This is a genomic window from Halegenticoccus soli (assembly GCF_002844195.1).
In the GTDB taxonomy this organism is placed as follows: domain Archaea; phylum Halobacteriota; class Halobacteria; order Halobacteriales; family Haloferacaceae; genus Halegenticoccus; species Halegenticoccus soli.
Window position 1 is genome coordinate 298,872 of record NZ_PEND01000005.1, and the last position, 19,776, is coordinate 318,647.

17 protein-coding genes and 1 pseudogene are annotated in these 19,776 nt (G+C 66.8%); 5 read left to right on the top strand and 13 right to left on the bottom strand.

The genetic code is table 11. The features are described 5' to 3' along the window. Nucleotides 1-238 precede the first annotated feature (238 nt). The gene (locus CNO20_RS15265; protein WP_101296991.1) at nt 239-1,462 is read left to right on the top strand and encodes a mandelate racemase/muconate lactonizing enzyme family protein; all 1,224 of its coding nucleotides are present in this window, start codon (nt 239-241) and stop codon (nt 1,460-1,462) included. Nucleotides 1,463-1,596: 134 nt separating this feature from the next. Beyond that, nucleotides 1,597-3,000 carry a cyclase family protein gene (locus CNO20_RS15270; RefSeq protein WP_101296992.1) on the top strand — a complete coding sequence of 468 codons (1,404 nt, stop codon included), beginning with the start codon at nt 1,597-1,599 and terminating at the stop codon, nt 2,998-3,000. Nucleotides 3,001-3,042: 42 nt separating this feature from the next. Here the strand turns inward: CNO20_RS15270 and CNO20_RS15275 are convergent, their stop codons facing one another. From CNO20_RS15275 to CNO20_RS15300, 6 genes are all read right to left on the bottom strand, one after another. Then, nucleotides 3,043-3,825, bottom strand: a complete 783-nt coding sequence (locus CNO20_RS15275) for an HpcH/HpaI aldolase family protein (protein ID WP_101296993.1) — start codon at nt 3,823-3,825, stop codon at nt 3,043-3,045. Nucleotides 3,826-3,835: 10 nt separating this feature from the next. Further along, nucleotides 3,836-5,056: a mandelate racemase/muconate lactonizing enzyme family protein gene (locus CNO20_RS15280; RefSeq protein ID WP_101296994.1), complete on the bottom strand. Its 1,221-nt coding sequence runs from the start codon at nt 5,054-5,056 to the stop codon at nt 3,836-3,838. A gap of 278 nt (nt 5,057-5,334) precedes the next feature. Continuing rightward, nucleotides 5,335-6,081: an SDR family oxidoreductase gene (locus CNO20_RS15285; protein WP_101296995.1), complete on the bottom strand. Its 747-nt coding sequence runs from the start codon at nt 6,079-6,081 to the stop codon at nt 5,335-5,337. Between the two features lie 91 nt (nt 6,082-6,172). Next, nucleotides 6,173-7,225, bottom strand: a complete 1,053-nt coding sequence (locus CNO20_RS15290) for a hypothetical protein (protein WP_101296996.1) — start codon at nt 7,223-7,225, stop codon at nt 6,173-6,175. A gap of 1 nt (nt 7,226) precedes the next feature. After that, nucleotides 7,227-7,514, bottom strand: a complete 288-nt coding sequence (locus CNO20_RS15295) for a hypothetical protein (RefSeq protein WP_101296997.1) — start codon at nt 7,512-7,514, stop codon at nt 7,227-7,229. A gap of 73 nt (nt 7,515-7,587) precedes the next feature. Next, entirely contained in the window at nt 7,588-8,559 is a 972-nt protein-coding gene (locus CNO20_RS15300) for a D-2-hydroxyacid dehydrogenase (protein ID WP_101296998.1), read from the bottom strand. A gap of 207 nt (nt 8,560-8,766) precedes the next feature. On the opposite strand from CNO20_RS15300, the gene CNO20_RS15305 reads away from it, so the two are divergent. From CNO20_RS15305 to CNO20_RS15315, 3 genes are all read left to right on the top strand, one after another. Further along, nucleotides 8,767-10,059: a nickel pincer cofactor-dependent isomerase, group 22 gene (locus CNO20_RS15305; protein ID WP_101296999.1), complete on the top strand. Its 1,293-nt coding sequence runs from the start codon at nt 8,767-8,769 to the stop codon at nt 10,057-10,059. A 99-nt stretch (nt 10,060-10,158) separates the two neighbouring features. Further along, nucleotides 10,159-10,950 carry an SDR family oxidoreductase gene (locus CNO20_RS15310; RefSeq protein WP_101297000.1) on the top strand — a complete coding sequence of 264 codons (792 nt, stop codon included), beginning with the start codon at nt 10,159-10,161 and terminating at the stop codon, nt 10,948-10,950. A gap of 332 nt (nt 10,951-11,282) precedes the next feature. Continuing rightward, nucleotides 11,283-11,630 (top strand): cupin domain-containing protein, encoded by a 348-nt coding sequence (locus tag CNO20_RS15315; RefSeq protein WP_101297001.1) that lies wholly within the window; start codon nt 11,283-11,285, stop codon nt 11,628-11,630. A 70-nt stretch (nt 11,631-11,700) separates the two neighbouring features. Here the strand turns inward: CNO20_RS15315 and CNO20_RS15320 are convergent, their stop codons facing one another. From CNO20_RS15320 to CNO20_RS15355, 7 genes and pseudogenes are all read right to left on the bottom strand, one after another. Next, nucleotides 11,701-12,951, bottom strand: coding sequence for a hypothetical protein (locus tag CNO20_RS15320; RefSeq protein ID WP_101297002.1), 1,251 nt, complete (start codon nt 12,949-12,951; stop codon nt 11,701-11,703). A gap of 12 nt (nt 12,952-12,963) precedes the next feature. Beyond that, nucleotides 12,964-14,019, bottom strand: coding sequence for an isocitrate/isopropylmalate dehydrogenase family protein (locus CNO20_RS15325; protein WP_101297003.1), 1,056 nt, complete (start codon nt 14,017-14,019; stop codon nt 12,964-12,966). Nucleotides 14,020-14,133: 114 nt separating this feature from the next. After that, nucleotides 14,134-15,300 (bottom strand): ABC transporter ATP-binding protein, encoded by a 1,167-nt coding sequence (locus CNO20_RS15330; protein ID WP_101297004.1) that lies wholly within the window; start codon nt 15,298-15,300, stop codon nt 14,134-14,136. A gap of 278 nt (nt 15,301-15,578) precedes the next feature. Beyond that, a pseudogene (locus tag CNO20_RS15340) lies at nt 15,579-15,935 on the bottom strand (RNA-guided endonuclease TnpB family protein); the annotation flags it as partial. Between the two features lie 274 nt (nt 15,936-16,209). Next, a complete protein-coding gene (locus CNO20_RS15345) occupies nt 16,210-17,043 on the bottom strand; it encodes a carbohydrate ABC transporter permease (protein WP_101297005.1) in 834 nt (277 codons plus the stop codon). A 2-nt stretch (nt 17,044-17,045) separates the two neighbouring features. Next, nucleotides 17,046-17,987, bottom strand: coding sequence for a carbohydrate ABC transporter permease (locus CNO20_RS15350; protein WP_233204217.1), 942 nt, complete (start codon nt 17,985-17,987; stop codon nt 17,046-17,048). Nucleotides 17,988-18,154: 167 nt separating this feature from the next. After that, entirely contained in the window at nt 18,155-19,678 is a 1,524-nt protein-coding gene (locus tag CNO20_RS15355; RefSeq protein ID WP_143423239.1) for an extracellular solute-binding protein, read from the bottom strand. Nucleotides 19,679-19,776: the final 98 nt, after the last annotated feature.

Below are 19,776 nucleotides of genomic sequence, written 5' to 3' on the forward strand. Positions count from 1 at the left end.
ATGCGCTTACTTATATGTCATGTTCCACGTTTAGTGGACATCGGCAAAACCGTTTGTCCCGAGTAGGGAACCGAGCGTCCCCCGAGGAAGGTGATCGGTCCAATCGCCAGTCGCGCGGACGAGTGCCGGACGCGCCTCAGCACCGAAAGGGTGGATAGGTTCCTCGCCCCTTTGGGAAGAGCGGCAAGCACTGTAGATCGTGCATACGTTTATCACCCGTCCGGTGCCACCGACCCGCATGCAATTCGCAGACATAGCGGCCCACGAGCTGTCATCGCCGATCGAGCCGCCACAGGAGCGGGAGTTCTACGGTGGGACGAGACGCCTGTTGAAGCGCGACGTCGTCCTCGTCGCCGTCGAGACCGCAGACGGGGAGGTCGGCTACGCGCCCGGCGGCGCGAGCAGTTCGGCGATGCGCGAGTACTTCTCGGACGCCACCCACAGCGGCTTCGTCGACCTCCTGGAGGAGGAAATCGCACCGGCGTTCGCCGGCCGCGACCTCGACGACGCGGCGGACGTGCACGCGATCGTCGCCGAACTCGACTTGCCCGACCTGCTCGAATCGCAGGCGGCGTCGGTGCTCGACGTGGCGTACCACGACATCTTCGGCAAGCACCACGGCGCGCCGATCTACGAACTGCTCGGCGACGGCGCGGACGTCGCACGCAGGCTGCCGCTGTACGCCAGCGCCGGGATGTACATGCCGCCCGAGGGATACGCGGAGCAGGCCGCCGCGATCCGGGAGCGGGGCTTTGCGGGCTACAAGTACCGTCCGGGGCTCGGTCCCGAGGAGGACCTCCGGACGATCGAACTCGTTCGGGAGGCCGTCGGCGAAGAGATGGCCGTCATGGTCGACGCCCACACGTGGTGGAAGCTCGGCGAGCGGTCGTACGGGTTCGACCGGGTGTGCGACCTCGTGGAGGCGTTCGCCGAGTTCGACCCCTACTGGGTCGAAGAGCCCGTCTCGCCGGCCGACTACGACGCCTACGCTGATCTGTCCTCGCGCACGTCCGTCCCGCTGGCGGGCGGCGAGAGCGAGGAGTCGCCCGAGGGACTGATCGAACTGGCCGAGACGGGCGGCGTCGACTACCTGCAGGGCGACGTGCGCCACCACGCCGGCTACACCGGGTGCTGGCGCGCGGTCGAGCACTGCCGGGGCCGGGACGTGACGTTCGTCCCGCACAACTTCGGGACGCACCTCGGGCTCGTCGCCAACGCGCACCTCGCGGCGGCCGCGCCGGGGACCGAACTGCTCGAATACCCCGTCTTCGGAACGGACTCCGCCGCGATGTACCCCTTCCCCCTGGCGGCGGACATCTTGACGACCGAGTTGGACATCAGCGACGGGCACCTGACCCTCCCCGACGGGCCGGGGCTGGGCGTGGACGTGAACCTCGACGCGATCGGCGAGTACCCGTACGTCGAGGGCCCGTGGACGGAGTTCGTCTACGAGGAGTCGTAGGGCCGAACGCGGACGAGTGACGGCGATCGTGTCAAGACTATTTTAACAATTATCTTACTGCTAGAATTAAGTAACAGAGAGTCTAGATACACTCCTGTGGCTGTTAATGTCAGTCACAAAAGGAGCTGAACGATATGGAAGATCGAGCGGGCGACGCGCCCGACGACGGAACAGTACCGATCGACAGGCGAGGATTCGTGCGAGCGTGGGGCGTCGCAGGGGCGCTCGCGGTCACCGGATGCTGCGTCCCGGCGGCCGCGGCGGAGGAGAGCGACGAGGAGCTCAACGAGATCTGGACGAACGTGCTGGCGGCGCTGCCGGACAACTGGGGAAAGTGGGGCGACGACGACGAGCTCGGCGCGCTCAACTACCTCGACGACGAGCAGGCGTTCCGCGGCATCCAAACCGCGCTCAGAGGCGAACCGAGCGGGCTCGAGGTTTTCGCGCTGCAGCTTTCGTACACCGGCGAGGCCGTGACCGGTGGGGACCCGACCGGCGATCCGGTTTTCCCCACGCGCCAGCCCGCCCGACGCGACAACGTCGTCGATCACAGGCACTACCAGAACGGCGCAGCGGAGCCGCTACGGGGCGGAATGCGCTTCTCCGACGACGCGTTCATCACGCGGTTGTTCCTGCAGGGATCGACGCAGTACGACGCGCTCGCCCACGTTTGGTACGAACGGCCGACGGAGGACGGCGGACGTGAGCCCCTCCTGTACAACGGTTACCCGGCGGAGACGACCGCGGCGGGGACGGAATACGACGTCGGCATTCCGGGACTCCGACCGCCGAACCCGCTCGAAGAGCCGTTCTCCACGGACCTTCGGGAAGAGGAGATCACGAAGACGTGGGGGCCGAGCAAGGGAGACATTCTCCACGCCGCGGAGGCCGGAAGCGTCGGTCGGGGCGTCCTCCTGGACGTCGGCCGGTACAAGGTTGACGAGCCGCCGTACCGACTCGACCCGGGGGAGTGCGTCACCCTCGACGATCTGAAGGCGACCGCGGAGGCGCAGGGGACAGCGCTCGAAAAGCGGGACATCGTCCTGATACGGACGGGATCGATCGAGCGGGCGCGCGATCCGGACGCCGAGAAGACGTGGCTGGGAGATCCGGACGAGCCGCTTCGGGAGCCGGGGCTCTGTTTCAGCCAGGATCTCGTCGAGTTCGTCGCGGACATGGAGTTCCCCGTGCTCGGGGCGGATAACCTCGCCGTCGAGAAGCTGACCACCGCCGAGATCGACGTCGAGGAGGACATCAACGAGGACGTGAGAGCGAAGGTCGACTTCGACGGCCGGGAGACGCTCGAAATCGTGAACCCGCTGCACCCGGCGCTCATCACCAACCTCGGCGTGACGCTCTGCGAAATTCTGGATCTGAGCGCGCTCGCGGAGAGCTGCGCGGAGGACGGAATTTACGAGTTCCTCTACGCGGCCGCGCCGCTAAAAATCGAGGGCGGGGCCGGGGCGCCGGTGAACCCGGTCGTCGTGAAGGCGACGGGCCCGGGGTGTGCCGAGGGGTCCGATCCGATGGAGGAGTGAGAACGGGACGGGGCTGAATGTCCGACCAGGGCCACGAAGCCTTCACTCGGTCATGGATTCGATAATCTGCTCGCAGTGGCGCTTCGTATCTACAGCGCCGTCGAGGAGGTGGACCGAGTCGACGCCGGCGATGAGGAAGTCGACGCCCCATCCCAGTCGCGCCTCGCGCTCGTCCTCGGACGTCGCCAGCGTCCCGACGGCGACGTCGGTTGCGTCCGCGGCCCGGACGATCCGATCGACCGCCCGTTCGAACCGCTCGGCGTCGTAGTCGCCGAAGGCGTCGAGCGACGCCGAGAGATCGACCGGCCCGACGAACACCCCGTCGACGCCGTCGACCGCGGCGATCTCCTCGGCGTTTTCGACCCCCCGCTCGGTCTCGATCTGCACGAAGCGGGCGAGAGTCTCGTCGGCAGTCCGGACGTACCCGTCGAGCGCCAGGCCGTAGTCCGCGGCGCGGTGCAGTCCCACACCACGAACGCCGTCCGGCGGGTATCGGGTGGCCTCGACGATCGCCTCGGCCTGCGCGGCCGTCTCGACCATCGGGACCATGACGCCGTCGGGGCCGAGATCGAGCACCCGCTTCAGTTCGACCGGATCGTCGCCGGGAACGCGGACGAGCGTCTCGCTGTCCCCCGGCGCGGCGTCGACCGCGCGGAGCACGTTTTCGAGCGTTTCGAGCGATATCGCCGTGTGCTCGCGGTCGATCGCCAGGAAGTCGTACCCCAGGTGGGCGATCATCTCGGCCACCTCGGGGTGGGCGAGCGCGATCCAACTGCCGACGAGCGGCGTCTCGCCGACGCCTGCCTTCTTTAGTGTGCGTTCCATTGACGACACCTCAGCCGAACATCGTGCCGGGATCGTGGAGGTGCTCCCGGGCCACAGCTTCGTCCAGATCGATGCCGAGACCCGGCTCCTCGGGCACTTCTACGTACCCGTCCTCGATGAGCGGGCCGTCGCGGTCGTGGAGGTCGTCCCACCAGTCGACTTCGAGCGCGTGGTACTCCAACACGTCGAAGTTCGGAATGCACGCGCCGAGGTGGACGCAGGCCATCGTCCCAATCGGGCCGCAGACGTTGTGCGGCGAGAAGGCGATGTAGTTCTCCTCGGCGCGGCTGGCGATCGCCTTCGATTCGGCGAGCCCCCCGCAGGTCGTCGGGTCGGGGGTGACGATGTCGACGCCGAAGTCGTAGAGCAGCTCCTTGAACTCGTGGACGCGGAAGCGGTTCTCACCGGTGGCGAGCGGCGTGCTCGTCGCGCGGTTGACCTCCCGCTGGGCGTCCATGTTCTCCGGCGGGACCACGTCCTCTAGCCACATCAGGTCGTACGGTTCGAGCTTTCGCGCGAGGCGTTTCGCGCTGTCCACCGAGTAGTCCCAGTGGACGTCGAACGCGAGGTCGATCTCGTCGCCAATTGCCTCGCGGACAGCCTCGACCGTCTCCACTTTCCGCTGAATGGCAGCGTTACCGACCCGACCGTTGTACGGATCGGGGTGATTGTCGAACGGCTGGTCGAGGTCGAACTTCAGCGCGGTGAAGCCCATGTCTGCGACGCGTGCGGCCTCCTCGGCGTACGCCTCAACCGAGTACGCATCCTCGTCGTGCGGTGCGTGGTAGCCGTGTTCCAGTTCGAACGCTTCACCGGCGTGACAGTCGCAGTAGATGCGTACCCGGTCGCGGTACTTCCCGCCAAGAAGCTGGTAGACCGGCACGCCCAGCACTTGCCCGGCAACGTCCCAGAGGGCAATTTCGATACCGGAGGCTGCGGTGACGACTTTGCCTGTCGTCCCACCGTGGCCCGACGTTTCCTGGACCATCCGGCGGAATAACCGTTCGACGTCGAGGGGGTTTTCGCCGATGAGAAACCGCTTCATATACTCCATCACCTCGGTCACCCCACCGCCACGATAAGACTCGCCGATGCCGGTCACACCAGCATCAGTGTGCACGCGGACAAGGTTCCACTCGAAGTTTCCCTTGATGACGCAGGTCTCAATGTCGGTGATCTCAACATCACGCTCGGGCGATCGATTTGGAGCGTGGTTCGAAAAATCGCGCACGCTCAGTCCCCTCTCTCCATCAACATACGGTCTGAAAGTGGTACACATCGGCCGGGCCGAGAGAGGCGCGGTACGCTCGCCCGATAGACGGACGCGAGAGCCTTCTCTGTCTCCGTAAGTTCCATGCACGCCGATCGAGACGGCGCGGACCAAAAGAGATTGTGGTAGGGGCTAACATGACGTCTGGGAATGGGAGGAAGTGACATAATGTCAAAAGAGTAGCTACAGTCGATCGTTGGGCACCCAGAGCCCTTGTTCGGTCTCAGCCCGAACGGTGGTTAGAAGTGGGCAAACTTGTCCCGGCGGTAGAGGTTGATTTCGCTGACCGTGTTCGGTGGGTCCCGCATCGCGGCGAAAGCGATCGCCTCAGCAATTTCCGGGGGTTCGGTCACTTCGCCTGGTTCGAACTCGTCTTTCAGCGGCTCGTCCTCCTCGGAGCCGAACTCGGTACGGACTTCGGTCGGGTTAACGACCGTGACGGCGATCCCATCGTCGCCGACGGCGCCCTCGAGGCTGAGGGCGAATCCGCGGGTCCACCACTTGGTTGCGGCGTAGACAGGATTCGCAGGTCGGGGATATTGGCCGGCGAAGCTCCCGACGAAGACGAGGTTGCCCTCGGACTTCCGGAGGTGCGGGATGGCGGCCCGCGTGGTGAAGAACATCCCGTCGACGTTCACGTCCATCATGAGCCGGTACGACTCCGTGGACAGCTCCTCGACGGGGTCGTTCACACCGAGGCCCGCGTTGTTCACGAGCACGTCGAGGCCGCCGAACGCGTCGACGGTGCGCACTATCATCTCGTCGACCTGCTCCTCGTCGCGGACGTCCGTCGGCAGGACAAGCGTCTCCCGACCGTGCGCGTCGCCGATCTCGTCGGCGATCTCGGTCAGGCGGTCCTCCCGACGTGCGGCCAGGGCGACATCGGCTCCGCGGTCGGCGAGTGCGAGGGCGGTCGCGCGTCCGATTCCCGACGACGCGCCGGTCACGAGGGCCGCGTCGCCCGCCAGTGGTTCGGTTTCGACCATGGTCGCCGACACAGACCGAAGCGGCATAAGCGTACCTCCGGCGGAGACGGAGCGGACCTCCGGCGGCAAGCGAATCAGGGCGCTCTGTCCGTCAGACGGACCGCCGCGAGGCGGACAGGAGCCGATCGCGGAGGTCGCGGAGGTCGGCTCGGTCGCCCTCGACGCGGCCGCGTTCGAGTCGCTCCGTGATCGCCTCCGCGACGCGCCGCTCGGCCCCGTGGAGATCCCGCTCGATGCGCGCCGACCGCTCGGCCTGTTCGGCCGTCAGCCCGTCATCGCGGGCGGACGAGAGCAGCGTGCGGACCGTCTCCGAGAGCCGGAGAGACTGGCGCGCGTGGGCTTCGAGGCCGGCGGACTCGTTGTTCTCCCAGCCGATCTCGACCGCCTCCTCGTCCAGCGCGGCGACGAGGAACGCCGCCTTGTCGAACTTCGCGTCGGTGTCCGTGTACCCCGGGTCCACGTCCGCCCTGGCGTCGTGGCTCACGAGCACGACGCGTTCGGATGGGTTGAACGTGTCCCCGGGGTAGCCGGCAGCGGTGACGCCGCCGACGCCGAAGAGGAGGAGGACGACGAGAAACAACGAGAGGAACGCCCGCGGCGCGCCGCGGACGGGATCGGGCTTGAGGAACGGGTGTGTCCGCGACCGCGCGAGCGCGACCGAGCACGTCCGCTCTGCGAGCCGCGCGAGGTCGTGCGCCTTCTCCGACGCGCCCGTGACGACGAGCCGGCCGTCGCCGGCGACGCGGACGAACGTGTTGTGAAAGCCCGTGTGAGTGACCGTCAGCCCCTCGCCCTCGGAGAACGCGTCGCGCGAGACGCCGTCGTAGCCGGGCGCGGATTCGACGGCGTCGACGAGCGCGTCGAGGGTGGCCTCCGGGTCGGAGATCGGAGTCTCCGAGACGAAGATGGATCCCCGTTCGCTGCTGTACCCGCCGCGATTTTCGCGGTACTGCGCGATCCGACGGAGCCACAGCTTGAGGTGCGAAAGCGCCTTCGGCACCGCGGGAAGGAGCGCCGCGACGAGCAGGACCCGGAGGTAGAGGCCCGCGGTCGTCCCGTCGGCGCCGTACGTGAGGGACGCCCACGCGGCGCTGACGAGCAGGAACGCGCTTCCGCCGAGCACGAACGCGCGGAGCTTGTTCATCTTACCACCGGCCGAGCAGCGATCGCTTCAATCGGCCGATGACCCCCGTCGCCCGCTCCTTCCGCTCGGCTTCGAAGACCGGTCGCAGCTTCCGGTCGAGGTCCTCACGGCTCTCGAACCGGTCGACGTCCGCCCCGGAGAGGAGTTCCGCGAGCATGATGGAGTTTCCCCGCTCGTCGAGTTGCACGTTCGCGAGCGCGTGTTCGCGCTCCAGCCGCCGGACCGAGACCGGGTACGACCACCCCGAGTCCTCGACGAGTTCGTGCACCGCGTCGGGTCCGTGTGTCATACTCACCCATCGTAGACGGTCGGGCTTAAATCTTGAAGGCGATCGACGGCCGGGTCGGTCGCGACCGACCCTTTTACGCGACCTGATTTTCGAGATCCTCGTAGCGTCCCGTTTCCCGAATCTGCCCCCAGTTACGCGCGAGGATGTCTGCGAGACGGGCGTAGTACTTGGGCGTGTGACCGGAGCTGTGGGGGGTGACGAACGCGTTGTCGAGGTCCCAGAGCGGGTGCCCCGGCGGGAGCGGCTCGGGGTCGGTCACGTCGAGCGCGGCCCCGCCGATGCTGTTGCCCTGAAGCGCCGATACGAGCGCGTCGGTGTCGACGATGGGGCCCCGGCCGACGTTCACCAGGACGGCGTGGGGTTCGAGCGTGTCCAGTTCGGCCGCGCCGACGAGCCCCTCGGTCGTCTCCGAGAGCGGGCACGCGAGCACGACGTAGTCGCTCCGGGCGAGCGCGCCGTGGAAGTCGTCCTCGTCGAAGCCGATCACCTCGTCGGTCGGACCGCCCTTCTCCGGCGTGTAGCGGACGCCGATCGTCTCGACGCCGAACGGTTCCAGGCGGTCGACGACCGCCGACCCGATGGCGCCGAGGCCGACGACGGTCACGGTGCTCCCGTAGAGTTCGCTCGCCTGGCCGCGGCGCCACTCGTGGCGCTCCTCCTGGCGCCAGAAGCGTCGGAAGTCCCGGGCGAACGCGAGCAGCGCGCCGACGACGTGCTCGGCGATGTTGGGGCCGTGAACGCCCGACGCGTTCGTGACGGCCGCGCCGCGCTCCCGCAGCGCTTCCAGGGGGAGGTGTTCGTACCCGGCCGACGCGCAGGCGAACAGCCGGAGGTGCTCGGCCCGCTCGACCAGCTCCTCGCTGATCCGGTGGCCGGTGACGACCGTCGCGCCGGCGATCGCCTCGCGCTCCTCGCGCGGCGTCGCGGCCCGTTTCACCGTCACGTCGTCCGGAAGTCGCTCCCGGAGCGCGTCCGCGTACTCGGTCGTTGAGATGCCGTGCGCCCCCTTGCGGAGGACCAGCACGGTCGGTCCCGCGTCGCTCATGCGGCCGACTCACCTCCGACGCGTCTCGTGGGTCTGCGGTCGAGCCCGGCGGTGGATCCCTCGAATCTCATACGTCGGCCCTCGGCGCTGTAACCCGTGGTCGTATCGGTAGGAGCAAGAGACGCCGGCAGTCGGCCGCTCCGTCGGCCGACGGAGCGGCCGGTAGCGTCGCACGGATTTTAGTCGCGCCGCCGCGAGGGACACCGCATGAAGTTCCCGAACGAGGAAGCCGTCGAAGGAGTGCTCGACGCGGTCCCGTTTCCCGAGTTCGCCGACGTGCGCTACGAGCCCCCCGCGCCGGCCGTGGACGATCCCGGGGCGGCCGCCCGCCGCGAACTCGACGCGCTGCCGCTCGATTCGGTGCCCGAGGGCGGCCGGGTCGCCGTCGGCCTCGGGAGCCGCGGCATACACGATATCGTCCCCATCGCGGCGGCCGTCGTCGACGAACTCCGCGGGCGCGGTTTCGAGCCGGTCGCCGTTCCGGCGATGGGGAGCCACGGCGGCGCGACCGCCGACGGGCAGCGCCGAACGCTGGGATCGCTCGGGCTCACCGAGGAGCGGCTGGGGTGCCCGATCGACGCGCGGATGGAGACGACCGTCCTCGGGGAGTCCGACCTGGGAAGGCCCGTCCACGTTTCGACCGCCGCGCTGGAGGCGGACGGGATACTCGTGCTAAACCGCGTAAAACCGCACACCAACTTCGAGGGAAGCGTCGAGAGCGGCGTCTGCAAGATGGCGGCGATCGGCCTCGGCAAACAGCGCGGCGCGTCGGCGGTCCACGACGCCGCGCTCGTCCGCAGCTACGTGTCGGCGATCACGTCGACATTCGAGGTTGTCAGGCGAGAGACACCGTTCCTTGGCGGCCTCGGTATTGTCGAGAACTTCTACGACCGAACCGCGGTCGTCCGCGGGCTGCCCGCCGAGTCGCTCCCCGACGCCGAGGGCGACCTGCTCGAACGCGCCCGCGAGTACATGGCGACGCTGCCGTACGAGGAGATCGACGTGCTCGTGGTCGACGAGATGGGTAAGGACATCTCGGGGACGGGGATGGACACGAACGTGATCGGGCGCTTCCGCGTGCTCAACGAGGACGACCCCGAGCGCCCGGAGGTAAAGCGGATCTTCGCGCGGGGGCTGACCGAGGCCACCCACGGGAACGGCCACGGGATCGGCCTCGCGGACGTGACGACGACGGGGGCGGTCGAGTCGCTCGACCTCGATCAGATGTACGCCAACGCGCTCACGAGCGGGTCGCTCTCGAAGTCGAGCCTCCCCGTGGCGCTCCCGAACGATCGACTGGCGCTGACCGCCGCGCTCACCTCCTTCGGTCCGTACGATCCGGAGACGGCGGGGGTCGTCTGGATCCGGGACACGTCGCACCTCTCCTCGTTTAGGGTGTCGCCGGCGCTGGTCGCGGAGGGGGGCGAGCACGTGACCGTCGAAGGGCGGTCGCGGCTCGCCTTCGACGACGGCGCGGCGCGGTTCGAGCCGATCGAGTGAGTGGGAGGGAAGTGAGACCGATCGGCGCGACGCGTAGCACGCAGGCTGCGGGTTGCCTCCGGGCGAGAATTTAACACCCCGCCCGCGCACGGACTTCGCATGGACTTCGAAATCGACGGCAACGCGGCGCTGGTGACGGCGTCGAGCAGCGGACTGGGGAAGGCGTCGGCTCGCGCGCTCGCGCGGGAAGGAGCGAACGTCGTGATGAACGGCCGCGATGAGGATCGGCTGGCCGACGCGGTCGAGGACGTGCGCGCGGACGCGACCGGCGAGGTGGTCGGCCAGGCGGGCGATCTGACCGATCCCGACGACATCCGTCGGCTGGTCGACCGAACGGTCGACGAGTTCGGGGGGATGGACCACCTGGTGACGTCGGCGGGCGGGCCGCCGAGCGGGCCGTTCCTCGACACCACCGACGAGGACTGGTACGACGCGTTCGACCTGCTCGTGATGAGCGTCGTCCGCCTCGCCCGCGAGTCCGCCGACCACCTCCGCGCCGACGGCGGCGGCACCGTCGTCACCATCACCTCCCGCAGCGTCAAGGAGGCCATCGACGGGCTGGTGCTGTCGAACTCGGTCCGCATGAGCGTCATCGGTCTCGAAAAGACCCTCTCGAAGGAGCTCGCGCCCGAGGTGCGAGCGAACGCGGTCCTCCCCGGGACGCATGAGACGCCGCGCATCCAGGAGCTGGTGGAGCAGGCGGTCGAGCGCGGCGAGTACGACAGCTACGAGGACGGGATGGACGACTGGAGCCAGGGCATCCCGGTCGGTCAGGTCGGCGATCCGATGGACCTCGGTCGGACGGTCGCGTTTCTCAGTTCGCCGAAGTCGGGTTACGTGAACGGCGTCGCGATCCCCATCGACGGGGGGTCGAGTTCGTCGAACCTCTAGGGGCTCGGCTCTCCCGCCGTCATCCCGACGGTGTTCAGATTACGCTCGGACTGGCTGCGAAACAGTTGTGAACGCCTCGAAAGCCCCCGCCCCAATGGGTATAGCTGAACGACCGACGTGGGGGGACCGAAAGGGGCGAGTCGCTGAAGTCGGGGGGCTCGCTGCGCTCCTCACTCCGTTGCGGTGCTTGCGTCGCCCACCTTCCTCCAGCGACTCGGGGCTTTCGAGGCGGTTTCGGCCCTCCCGAAGCAAGCCACTACGCCTTCTCTGAAAAGTACCCGTCGCCCCGACGCAAACGTTGATTAGCGCGGGGCCGAGTGTTCGGCGTGCACATGAAGGAAGTCGACTTCGCCGACGCTGAATCGTACGAACCCGACGAGGGGTGGCGGCGCGTGTCGCTCGCGGGCAGCGAGAAGTTCACCTTCGAGTGGTTCGAGAAGCCGCCGGGGCACTCCTCGCCGATGCACGACCACGGGAACGAGCAGGTGTGTCTCGTCCTGGAGGGCGAACTCACGATCTACACCGAAGACGACGAGGTGACGCTCGGAAGGTACGACTCGGTGTGGCTCGACGGCGACGAACCGCACCGCGTCGAGAACACCGGCGACGAGCGGGCCGTCGGCCTCGACGTGTTCGCGCCCGGCCGCTCGTTCGACTTCTGGACGGATCGAGAGGAGTAGCGAAGACCGCGCCCGCCGTCCCGCCGTCCCGATGGTCGGACCCACTCCGGTTCGGTCTCGTCCTCTCCGTTCAATCCACAGACACGGTCGTCGGCGTCGTCGCGGTCGTCGGTGCCGTGGCGGTCGCGACGGTCGTTTCGGCCGTCGGGGATCCGTCGGACGGCGGCTCGGCGAGCAGCCGGTCGACGCACGCGCGGCCGAGGCGGCTCCCGTTCGGCTTCGACACCGCGGCGAGCAACGCGCGCGCCCGATCGCGGTGCCGCTCGCCGTCGAGCCGTCCCGCGTCGGAGTACCCGGAAACGGCGACGGTGTACCGTCCCCAGACCAGGACGGCGAGCCGATCGGCGGCCGTCTCCTCACCTATCGTACGGGCGAGCGACGGCGAGCGCCAGCGGTCGAGCGCGACGCGGTACGTCGTTCCCTCCGGCGACGCGTAGCTCGCCACGTGACGGACCTCCGGGTCGTGCGAGGGCGCGAGGTCGGTCCGGCCGTGGAACGACGTCACGTTCGCCGCGGACCGAAGCGTCCAGCCGTCGAGGCCGAAGGCGCTCGTCTCGGAGACGACGGCCGGTCGGAGCAGCGCCGGGTGCGCCGCCCGCGGCGGCGACGGACAGCCGACGATCGAACCCTCGGAGGGAGCTCCCGAGGTGAGTGCGGGACGCGAGTTCGGCGACAGGGGGCCGCCGGACGGACCCACGAGCTCCGGGGAGCGGGTCGAATCGACGGAAACGACGTCGAGGTGGACCGCGGCGGCGGCACCGAGAACGAGCACGAGCGCGACGACGGCCGCGATCGTCAGCGCCCGCGCCGGGGAACGGGCGTGGGGCGATCCGTCCCGGTTCGACGACGGCTCGTCCGGGTCAGACGGCGGATCGACAAGCCCGCTCCGACCGAAGTACCGGCGGCAGAGCGCGTCGAACTCGTCGCGATCGACGGCGTACAGCGCCATCTCGTGGAGCGCCTCCGCGCCGAAGATCGCCGGGCGGGCGGAGTCGCCGGCCCGGCGACTCTCGGGGGCGCGGGATCGGCGGCCCTCGGAGACGCGCGACCGGCGATCCTCGGGGACGCGGGCGCTCGTGACGACGGCGTCGACGTCGCCGTCGGCGAACCGCGCCAGCGCGTCGGGCGGGGGAATCCGGCGGGCGACCGCGAGCGTTCGTCGCTCCGGGGCGGGCGAGTCGCGTTCGACGCGGACGAGGTCGCCCTCGACCGTCGCCTCCCACCCACGGGCGCGCCAGAGATCCGCGACGAAGCGGGCGAGCGCCGCCGCGTCGAGCCGCCGCAGTTCCCGCCCGAACGCCTCCGAGCCGAGCGGCCGCATGCGTCGGCGGCGCTACAGGCGCTCCCGGAGGTCGGCAACGACGTCCTCGGTGCCGCCCTCCCCGCCGAGGTCGGGCGTCCGCGGCGCGTCCGGGTCGGCGAGCTGATCGGCGACGGCGTCCCACAGCGCGTCCGCGGCCGCGTCCTCGCCGAGGTGGGAGAACAGCATCGCCCCGGAGAGCACCGTGGCGAGCGGGTTGGCGACGCCCTGCCCGGTGATGTCGGGCGCGCTCCCGTGGACGGGCTCGAACATCGAGGGGTAGTCGCCGTCGACGTTGACGTTGGCCGAGGGCGCGAGGCCCATGCTCCCGCTCACGATCGCGCCGATGTCGGTGAGGATGTCGCCGAAGAGGTTCGAGGCGACGACGACGTCGAACTCCTCGGGGCGGCGGATGAGGTCCATCGACGCCGCGTCGACGAGGAGGCGCTCGACCTCGACGTCGGGGTACTCCTCGCTCACTTCCTCGACGATCTCGTCCCAGAAGACCATGCCGTACGCCTGCGCGTTCGACTTCGTGACGTTCGTCAGCTTGCCGTCGCGCGCGGTCGCCTCCTCGAAGGCCGCGCGGACGATGGCTTCGGTGCCGGCGCGCGTGTACACGGCCGTCTGCACCGCGAGCTCGTGGTCGAATCCGCGGTGCTCGCGGCCGCCGATGTCGGCGTACTCCCCCTCGGTGTTCTCCCGGAAGACGACGAAGTCGATGTCGCCGCCGCCGTACCCGCGGAGCGGACTCTCGACCCCCTCGAACAGCACCGAGGGGCGCTTGCACACCTGCTGGTCGAACGTCTTGCGGATGGGCAGCATCAGCCCCCTGAGGGTGACGTGGTCTGGGATGTCCGGGTGGCCGACGGCGCCGAGGAGGATCGCGTCGTGCGATTCGAGGCGGTCGGTGCCGTCCTCGGGCATCATCGCCCCCTCCTCCAGATACCGCCGGCTTCCCCACTCGTAACGCGTGCCGTCGAGGTCGAATCCGGCGGCCGCCGCGGCGTCGCCGAGCAGCGGCCAGGCGGCGTCGATCACTTCCGGTCCGATGCCGTCGCCGGGGATGATCGCGATGTCGTATGTCACGTTCTGACATCGGCGAAACGGGGTAAAAGCTTTCCTGACGGAGCGGCCCCGGCGCGTCGGGGCCGCTGGCACGTGCTGTACGCGTCGTCCGTTCGAGGCCCGATCGAGGCGGCTTCAGGCTTCGGCTTCCTTCGCGATCGTCTTCTGCGCCTCGTGGTCGGCCCGGGAGTGACCGTGAACCGCGGCTCGCTCGGAGTTGCGGTCGAAGAGGTGCAGGTCCGACTCGTCGAAGGTGAGCGTGACCGTCTCGCCCTCCTCGGGTTCGATCTCCGAGGACGTGCGGACGCGGCACTCCCGGCCGCTCACGTCCAGGTAGACGAAGTTGTCGGAGCCGACGACCTCGACGACGTCGACCGTCGCGCTGATCGACTTGCCCGTCGGGGCGTCCTCCGCGATGCGGACGTTCTCCGGTCGGACGCCGAGGACGAACTCCGTCTCCGACGCGTCGAGGAGTTCTGTGAGCTCGTCCGAGACCTCGTAGGTGAACCCGTTGCCGACCAGCGCGGGCGACCCCGCGCCGTCGTGCTGGAGGTCGACGTCGAAGAAGTTCATCGACGGCGAGCCGATGAAGTCGGCGACGAAGACGTTCGCGGGCCGATAGTACACCTCCTTGGGGCTTCCGACCTGCTGCAGCTCGCCGTTGTCCAGGATGGCGATCCGGTCGGCCATCGTCATCGCCTCCTCCTGGTCGTGCGTCACGTAGATCGTCGTGATGCCGAGCTCCGAGTGGATGCGCGAGAGCTCGGTCCGCATGTGCTTGCGGAGCTTCGCGTCGAGGTTCGACAGCGGCTCGTCGAACAGGAACACCGCCGGTTCGCGGACGATCGCGCGGCCGGTGGCGACGCGCTGCTGCTGGCCGCCGGAGAGCGAGCCCGGCTTCTTGTCGAGGAGGTCCTCGATCCCCATCATCCGGGCCGCCTCCTCGACCCGGCGGTCGATCTCCTCGTCGTCGAGATCGGAGCTGAGTTTCAGCCCGTAGGCCATGTTCTGCCGGACCGTCTTGTGCGGGTACAGCGCGTACGACTGGAACACCATCGCGATGTCCCGCTCCTTCGGCGAGCGATCGTTGATGCGCTCGCCGTCGAGCCGTATCTCCCCGTCCGTGATCGTCTCGAGCCCGGCGAGCATGCGGAGCGTCGTCGACTTCCCGCAGCCGGACGGACCGACCAGGACGACGAACTCGCCGTCGGGGATGTCCAGATCGAGCTCCTCCACCGCGACGATCGGCCCGGACGTGTCCTCGAAGACCTTCGTTACGTTATCGAATTCCACACGTGCCATGCTAACTAATCCTCCAGCACCTCGTTTGGCGTGCTGTTATTTATTATTATCCCTAGCTCCCGGCGTCGTAGCCTGTTTCCGCGGCGGAAACCGCGGTTTCAAACGCTCCTCTGACGTCAAGAGTAAGCTACCACGCCCTGCAGGGCGTGGCATTCAGCATGGACTCCCGTTCTAACTGTGTAACACAGTAGGCGAATACTCGCCATTCACGTTCATCATCCCGCTGTTCAAGCGCACGCCTACGGGTGCGCCTCCACGCCCAGACTTTTGCTGGTCGCGTCGTTGATTGTGACGGTTCGGGCATCGTAGCTGGCGAACCGCGACGTGAAGTGTGGTTTCGAGGCTTTCTTGCCTTGTTTCCAGCGTTCAACACAGCCTTTGACGGCTTCTGCGGCGCGGTTTCGTGCGGCTTGCACGAGGTTGGCCGGAAGTGGGGAGTCATCTCGAACGTCGTAGTAGGTGAGGTTGTGGAGTTTCTGTTTGCTGGTGATTTTCCAGTCTGGTTTCCACGCTACGTCTACGACGTAGTTGGCGGCGGCGAGAAAGTGGTCGGTTGTCTGGTGGAGGAGGTCAGCGGCACTCTCGTCCACGTCGAGTTTGACGGGGACGGTTCGAGTGCGTGAGTCTCCCACCATCTGTACTTCATATGTAGGAGTCTGTATTTATAATAGATTGGATTGCTGTTGGGAGTCGGCCTGCTATCGGGGATGATTTGTGTAATGGGTTGTCGGCTTCCTCCCACGCCTAAAGTCGCGGGTTTCCGCCTCGCATTCATTATGAAATTCCAATTCTCGGTGACGACCGGCGCACCGCGATCGCATCCGGCGGAGATCAAGGAGGGAGGGAGGGAGGGATCGGGCCGAGAAAAGCAGAAGAAAGGGTCGAGCCGAGAAGATCAAAGGAGGAGAGTCACACGCCGCCGAGCCCTTCGCCGACGTAGCGCTGCGAGAGGCCGTAGAAGATCACCGGGGGCGCCACCAGCAGGACGACGGCGGCCATGAGGGCGTTCCACTGGCGGAGGACGTCGCTTCCGAGGATGTAGTGGATGGCGACCGTCGCCGTCCGGACCTCCTCGTCGCTAGTGAGAACGAACACCCAGAGGAAGTTGTTCCAGGCGGTCAGGAAGGAGAACAGGGCCGCCGCGCCGACCGCGGGCGCCGAAAGCGGCAGGACGATGCGCAGGAACGCGCCGATCTCCGTGTGGCCGTCGATGAGCGCCGCCTCCTCGATGTTCTCGGGGATCCCCTGTCTGAAAAAGCCCTGCAACAGCCAGATGGTCTGTGGCAGAACGAAGATCGAGATGGCGATGGTGACTCCATCGAGCGTGTTGATAAGCCCCAGGAAGAAGAATACCTCGTAGACGGGGATAGTGATGACGATCCAGGGGAACATGATGGTGAACACCGCCGTGTAGAACAGGAACTTCCGACCGGGGAAGTCCAGCCGCGCGAACGCGTAGGCCCCGGGGATCGAAAAGAGCAGTGAGATGAGCGTCGCCGCTATCGAGACGATGAGGCTGTTCGCGAAGTACGTGGTGAAGTTGTACCGGTCCCAGATTTGCTCGTAGCCGACGAGGGAGAGGCTTTCGAGTGCCGGGATGTATCCGGTGTCGGAGCTGATAGCCGCAAAATTCGTCAGCAACGACGTGCGAAGCACCCAGATGTATGGGATCAGTGCCCAAAGCGCGAATAGCGCGAGGCCCACGTACAGCACAGTTTTCGTGCGTCGGGTTTCGTTAAGCATGGTCAGACGTACAGCTCCTCTTCTTCCTGGATAACGGTCACGTAGAAGATCGCCGCCGTCATCGAGACGGCGACCATCGCCAGGCCGATCGTGTAGGCTCGACCGAAGTTCAGGTTGACGTAGGCGGTCTGGTAGGTGAAGATGCTCAGAAGCATCGTCTTCGTCCCGGGCCCCCCACCCGTGAGTTCGAACGGCTGAGCGAACTCGGCGACGTTCCACGCGGTCCGGAGCGCGAGGATGATGATCGTGGGCGTGACGAGGTGCGGCAGCGTCACGTCGCGGAAGCGCCGGAGTCTGCTCGCGCCCGCGAGCGCTGCCGCCTCGTATTGCTCGCGTGGGATACCCACAATAGCTGCAGCGTAAATGATTCCGGCGTAGCCGTAGTCGTGCCACGACTGGGCGACGATGAGCGAGACGTACGGCCACACCCCCGACGCTAAGAACGACGGCGCCGGTGAGTTAAACAGGTCGACCCAGAGTCTCGGGAGCATCCCGAAGTCGCTGTTCAGGAACCACATCCAGATGACACCCCCGGCGAGCGGCGCCGAGAAGTACGGCGACATGATGATCGCACTCAACCACTCGCGCCGGCCGCGCACGACTTCGGAGAGAAGGAGCGCAGCGAGCAACCCGATAGCCAACTGCAGGAACGTCGTGCCGAAGACGAACACGAGCGTCCAGCCGAACGCGAACTGGAAGAGGTCGTTGGTGACCATCCAGGTGTAGTTTTCGAGCCCGACGAACTCCCCGCTGCCGCCGAGTCTCGTGTTCGTGAACGTCAAGAACACGCCCCTGGCTATGGGGAAGTAAAATAACAGCGTGAACATGACGAACGTCGGGATGATGAATAGGTACCCGATCCAATGCTCCTTCATCCGGTCGAGGATCGTTTTCTCCTCGAGGCCATACTTCCGTCGGATGGCCTGTGCGCTTTCTTGAGACACGGTACCATACCAATTCCATTCATACATAAAAAATATTCGGGATGCGCGGCCGGAATATCGCCGCTACCGCCCGCTCAGAAAGGCCGGCGGACGTGAGCCGATCGCTCGGGGAACGAGATTTCGAGGGACGAGCGATGAGGGACGACAGGAAGGTCGGCGCCGGTCGTTCAGTTGTTCTGGTTCTTCAGCGTTTTCTGGATGCGCTGCCGGACGAGTTGCGGCGTCTCCTCCATGTTGTGTTGGCCGGCGATGGCCTGGCTGATGGTCTCGTTGATGTCAGTCCAGCGGATCTGGTCCGTGGGTTTGACGTCCCACGCGGCCCCGGTGGACGCGTACTGGTCGCCGTACTGGTCCAGATTCTTGAAGGCCTGCGTCGTGCTCTGGGCGAGGTCGTACTCGTTGAGCACCTTGTCCATCATCGGATTGAGACCGGGGATCGCCTCGTAGTACTCGCCCCACGCCGGGAGGACGAACTCCTCGTCGCTCAGGAGGAACATGTTGAGATCCCACGCGGCGCTCTGCGTCTTCTCGTCGGTCTTGAAGATCGTCTGCTGCTGTTCGAGCGACCAGACGTGGCCGCCGTGGTCGCCCTCGACGCCTTCGAGTTCGCTGATACCGAAGTTGCTCCCGAACTCGGGGTCGACCTTTGGGTTCGGAAGGAGCATGTAGTCGCCATTCCCCCCATTCCAGCCGATCTTCACGTCGTCCTTGGCGGCACGCCAGCGGTTCGCCGTCGGCGTGGCGTAGGTGAACGAGGCGACCTTTCCTGTCACCATGAGCGACGGGATTTCCTCGTCGCCGCGCGAGGCGGCCTCGGGGCTACTGAACTGATCTGCGAGTTTGACGCACGTTTTGATCATGCCGTCCGTTTTCCCCTGGTCGTCGTGGTTTTCGTTGGCGACGACGACGGTGGGGTCCTTCGGGTCGCCGCGGAGCCACGGGTCGGTTCCGCCTGTGTACGCCGTCCGAGCGTAGCCCCAGTAGGACTCCAAGTCGTTGTAGACGCCGGTCTCCTCGTACGCGATGGCGTCCGTCTGCTGGTCGATTTTCTGGATGGCGTCGAGAAAGCCGCTCCAGGTGCTCAGCTCCTCCATGGGATTCTGCACGCCGACCTGGCTGAACAGCTTGGGGCGGATACCCAGGTTGCTGTTGGTGTGGCGCATCGCGCCCGCGGACCAGTACTCACCGCGGAACTTCGCGGCCTCCTGGTTCGCGCTGGTGAAGTCGTCCGGCATTCCGTCGGTCTCTTCGATGTACTTGCTGTGGTCCGGGATTTTGTCGTTGAAGAAATACTGGAGACCCCCGGAGCCGGACTCCGCGAAGGCCGGCGGATTGCCGGACGAAACGGTCGAGGACAGCTTCGATTTGATGTCGCCGTACGAGGCGGTCTGGAGGTCGACTTTGACGTTCTCGTTTTTCTCTTCGAACGTCTTCATCGAGTCCTGGAAGTGGCTCTGGATGTCAGCGTTCTCGGCGGCCTGCGCTGAGAGGAAACTGACGGTCGTGGTTTCGGATCCACCCCCGCCTCCGCCTCCGCTGAGACTGTCGAGACAGCCGGTGAGCGCACCCAGCGCACCCGCGCTCGTCGCCGCGGTCGTCGCTTTCAGAAACGTCCGTCGAGAGGTCTCGCCGGCCTCCGCGGTCTCTGCCTGTTCCGGACCGCCGTCTTGGTGATTGCCAGCAGGTGGCATGCCGATGTCGTTTTTCCGCTGCGTCGATAATAAGCTTTCTCATACTTACGGGGCGTCGGAGTGCGATGAAATATGCGCAACATGTGTGAGAGGGGATC

Bases quoted from the DNA above. Each gene is read 5' to 3' on its own strand.
- CNO20_RS15290 (WP_101296996.1), bottom strand. From the start codon at position 7,225: ATGAACAAGCTCCGCGCGTTCGTGCTCGGCGGAAGCGCGTTCCTGCTC.
- CNO20_RS15305 (WP_101296999.1), top strand. From the start codon at position 8,767: ATGAAGTTCCCGAACGAGGAAGCCGTCGAAGGAGTGCTCGACGCGGTC.
- CNO20_RS15355 (WP_143423239.1), bottom strand. From the start codon at position 19,678: ATGCCACCTGCTGGCAATCACCAAGACGGCGGTCCGGAACAGGCAGAG.
- CNO20_RS15345 (WP_101297005.1), bottom strand. From the start codon at position 17,043: ATGCTTAACGAAACCCGACGCACGAAAACTGTGCTGTACGTGGGCCTC.
- CNO20_RS15315 (WP_101297001.1), top strand. From the start codon at position 11,283: ATGAAGGAAGTCGACTTCGCCGACGCTGAATCGTACGAACCCGACGAG.
- CNO20_RS15320 (WP_101297002.1), bottom strand. From the start codon at position 12,951: ATGCGGCCGCTCGGCTCGGAGGCGTTCGGGCGGGAACTGCGGCGGCTC.
- CNO20_RS15275 (WP_101296993.1), bottom strand. From the start codon at position 3,825: ATGGAACGCACACTAAAGAAGGCAGGCGTCGGCGAGACGCCGCTCGTC.
- CNO20_RS15295 (WP_101296997.1), bottom strand. From the start codon at position 7,514: ATGACACACGGACCCGACGCGGTGCACGAACTCGTCGAGGACTCGGGG.
- CNO20_RS15300 (WP_101296998.1), bottom strand. From the start codon at position 8,559: ATGAGCGACGCGGGACCGACCGTGCTGGTCCTCCGCAAGGGGGCGCAC.
- CNO20_RS15270 (WP_101296992.1), top strand. From the start codon at position 1,597: ATGGAAGATCGAGCGGGCGACGCGCCCGACGACGGAACAGTACCGATC.
- CNO20_RS15330 (WP_101297004.1), bottom strand. From the start codon at position 15,300: ATGGCACGTGTGGAATTCGATAACGTAACGAAGGTCTTCGAGGACACG.
- CNO20_RS15310 (WP_101297000.1), top strand. From the start codon at position 10,159: ATGGACTTCGAAATCGACGGCAACGCGGCGCTGGTGACGGCGTCGAGC.
- CNO20_RS15265 (WP_101296991.1), top strand. From the start codon at position 239: ATGCAATTCGCAGACATAGCGGCCCACGAGCTGTCATCGCCGATCGAG.
- CNO20_RS15285 (WP_101296995.1), bottom strand. From the start codon at position 6,081: ATGGTCGAAACCGAACCACTGGCGGGCGACGCGGCCCTCGTGACCGGC.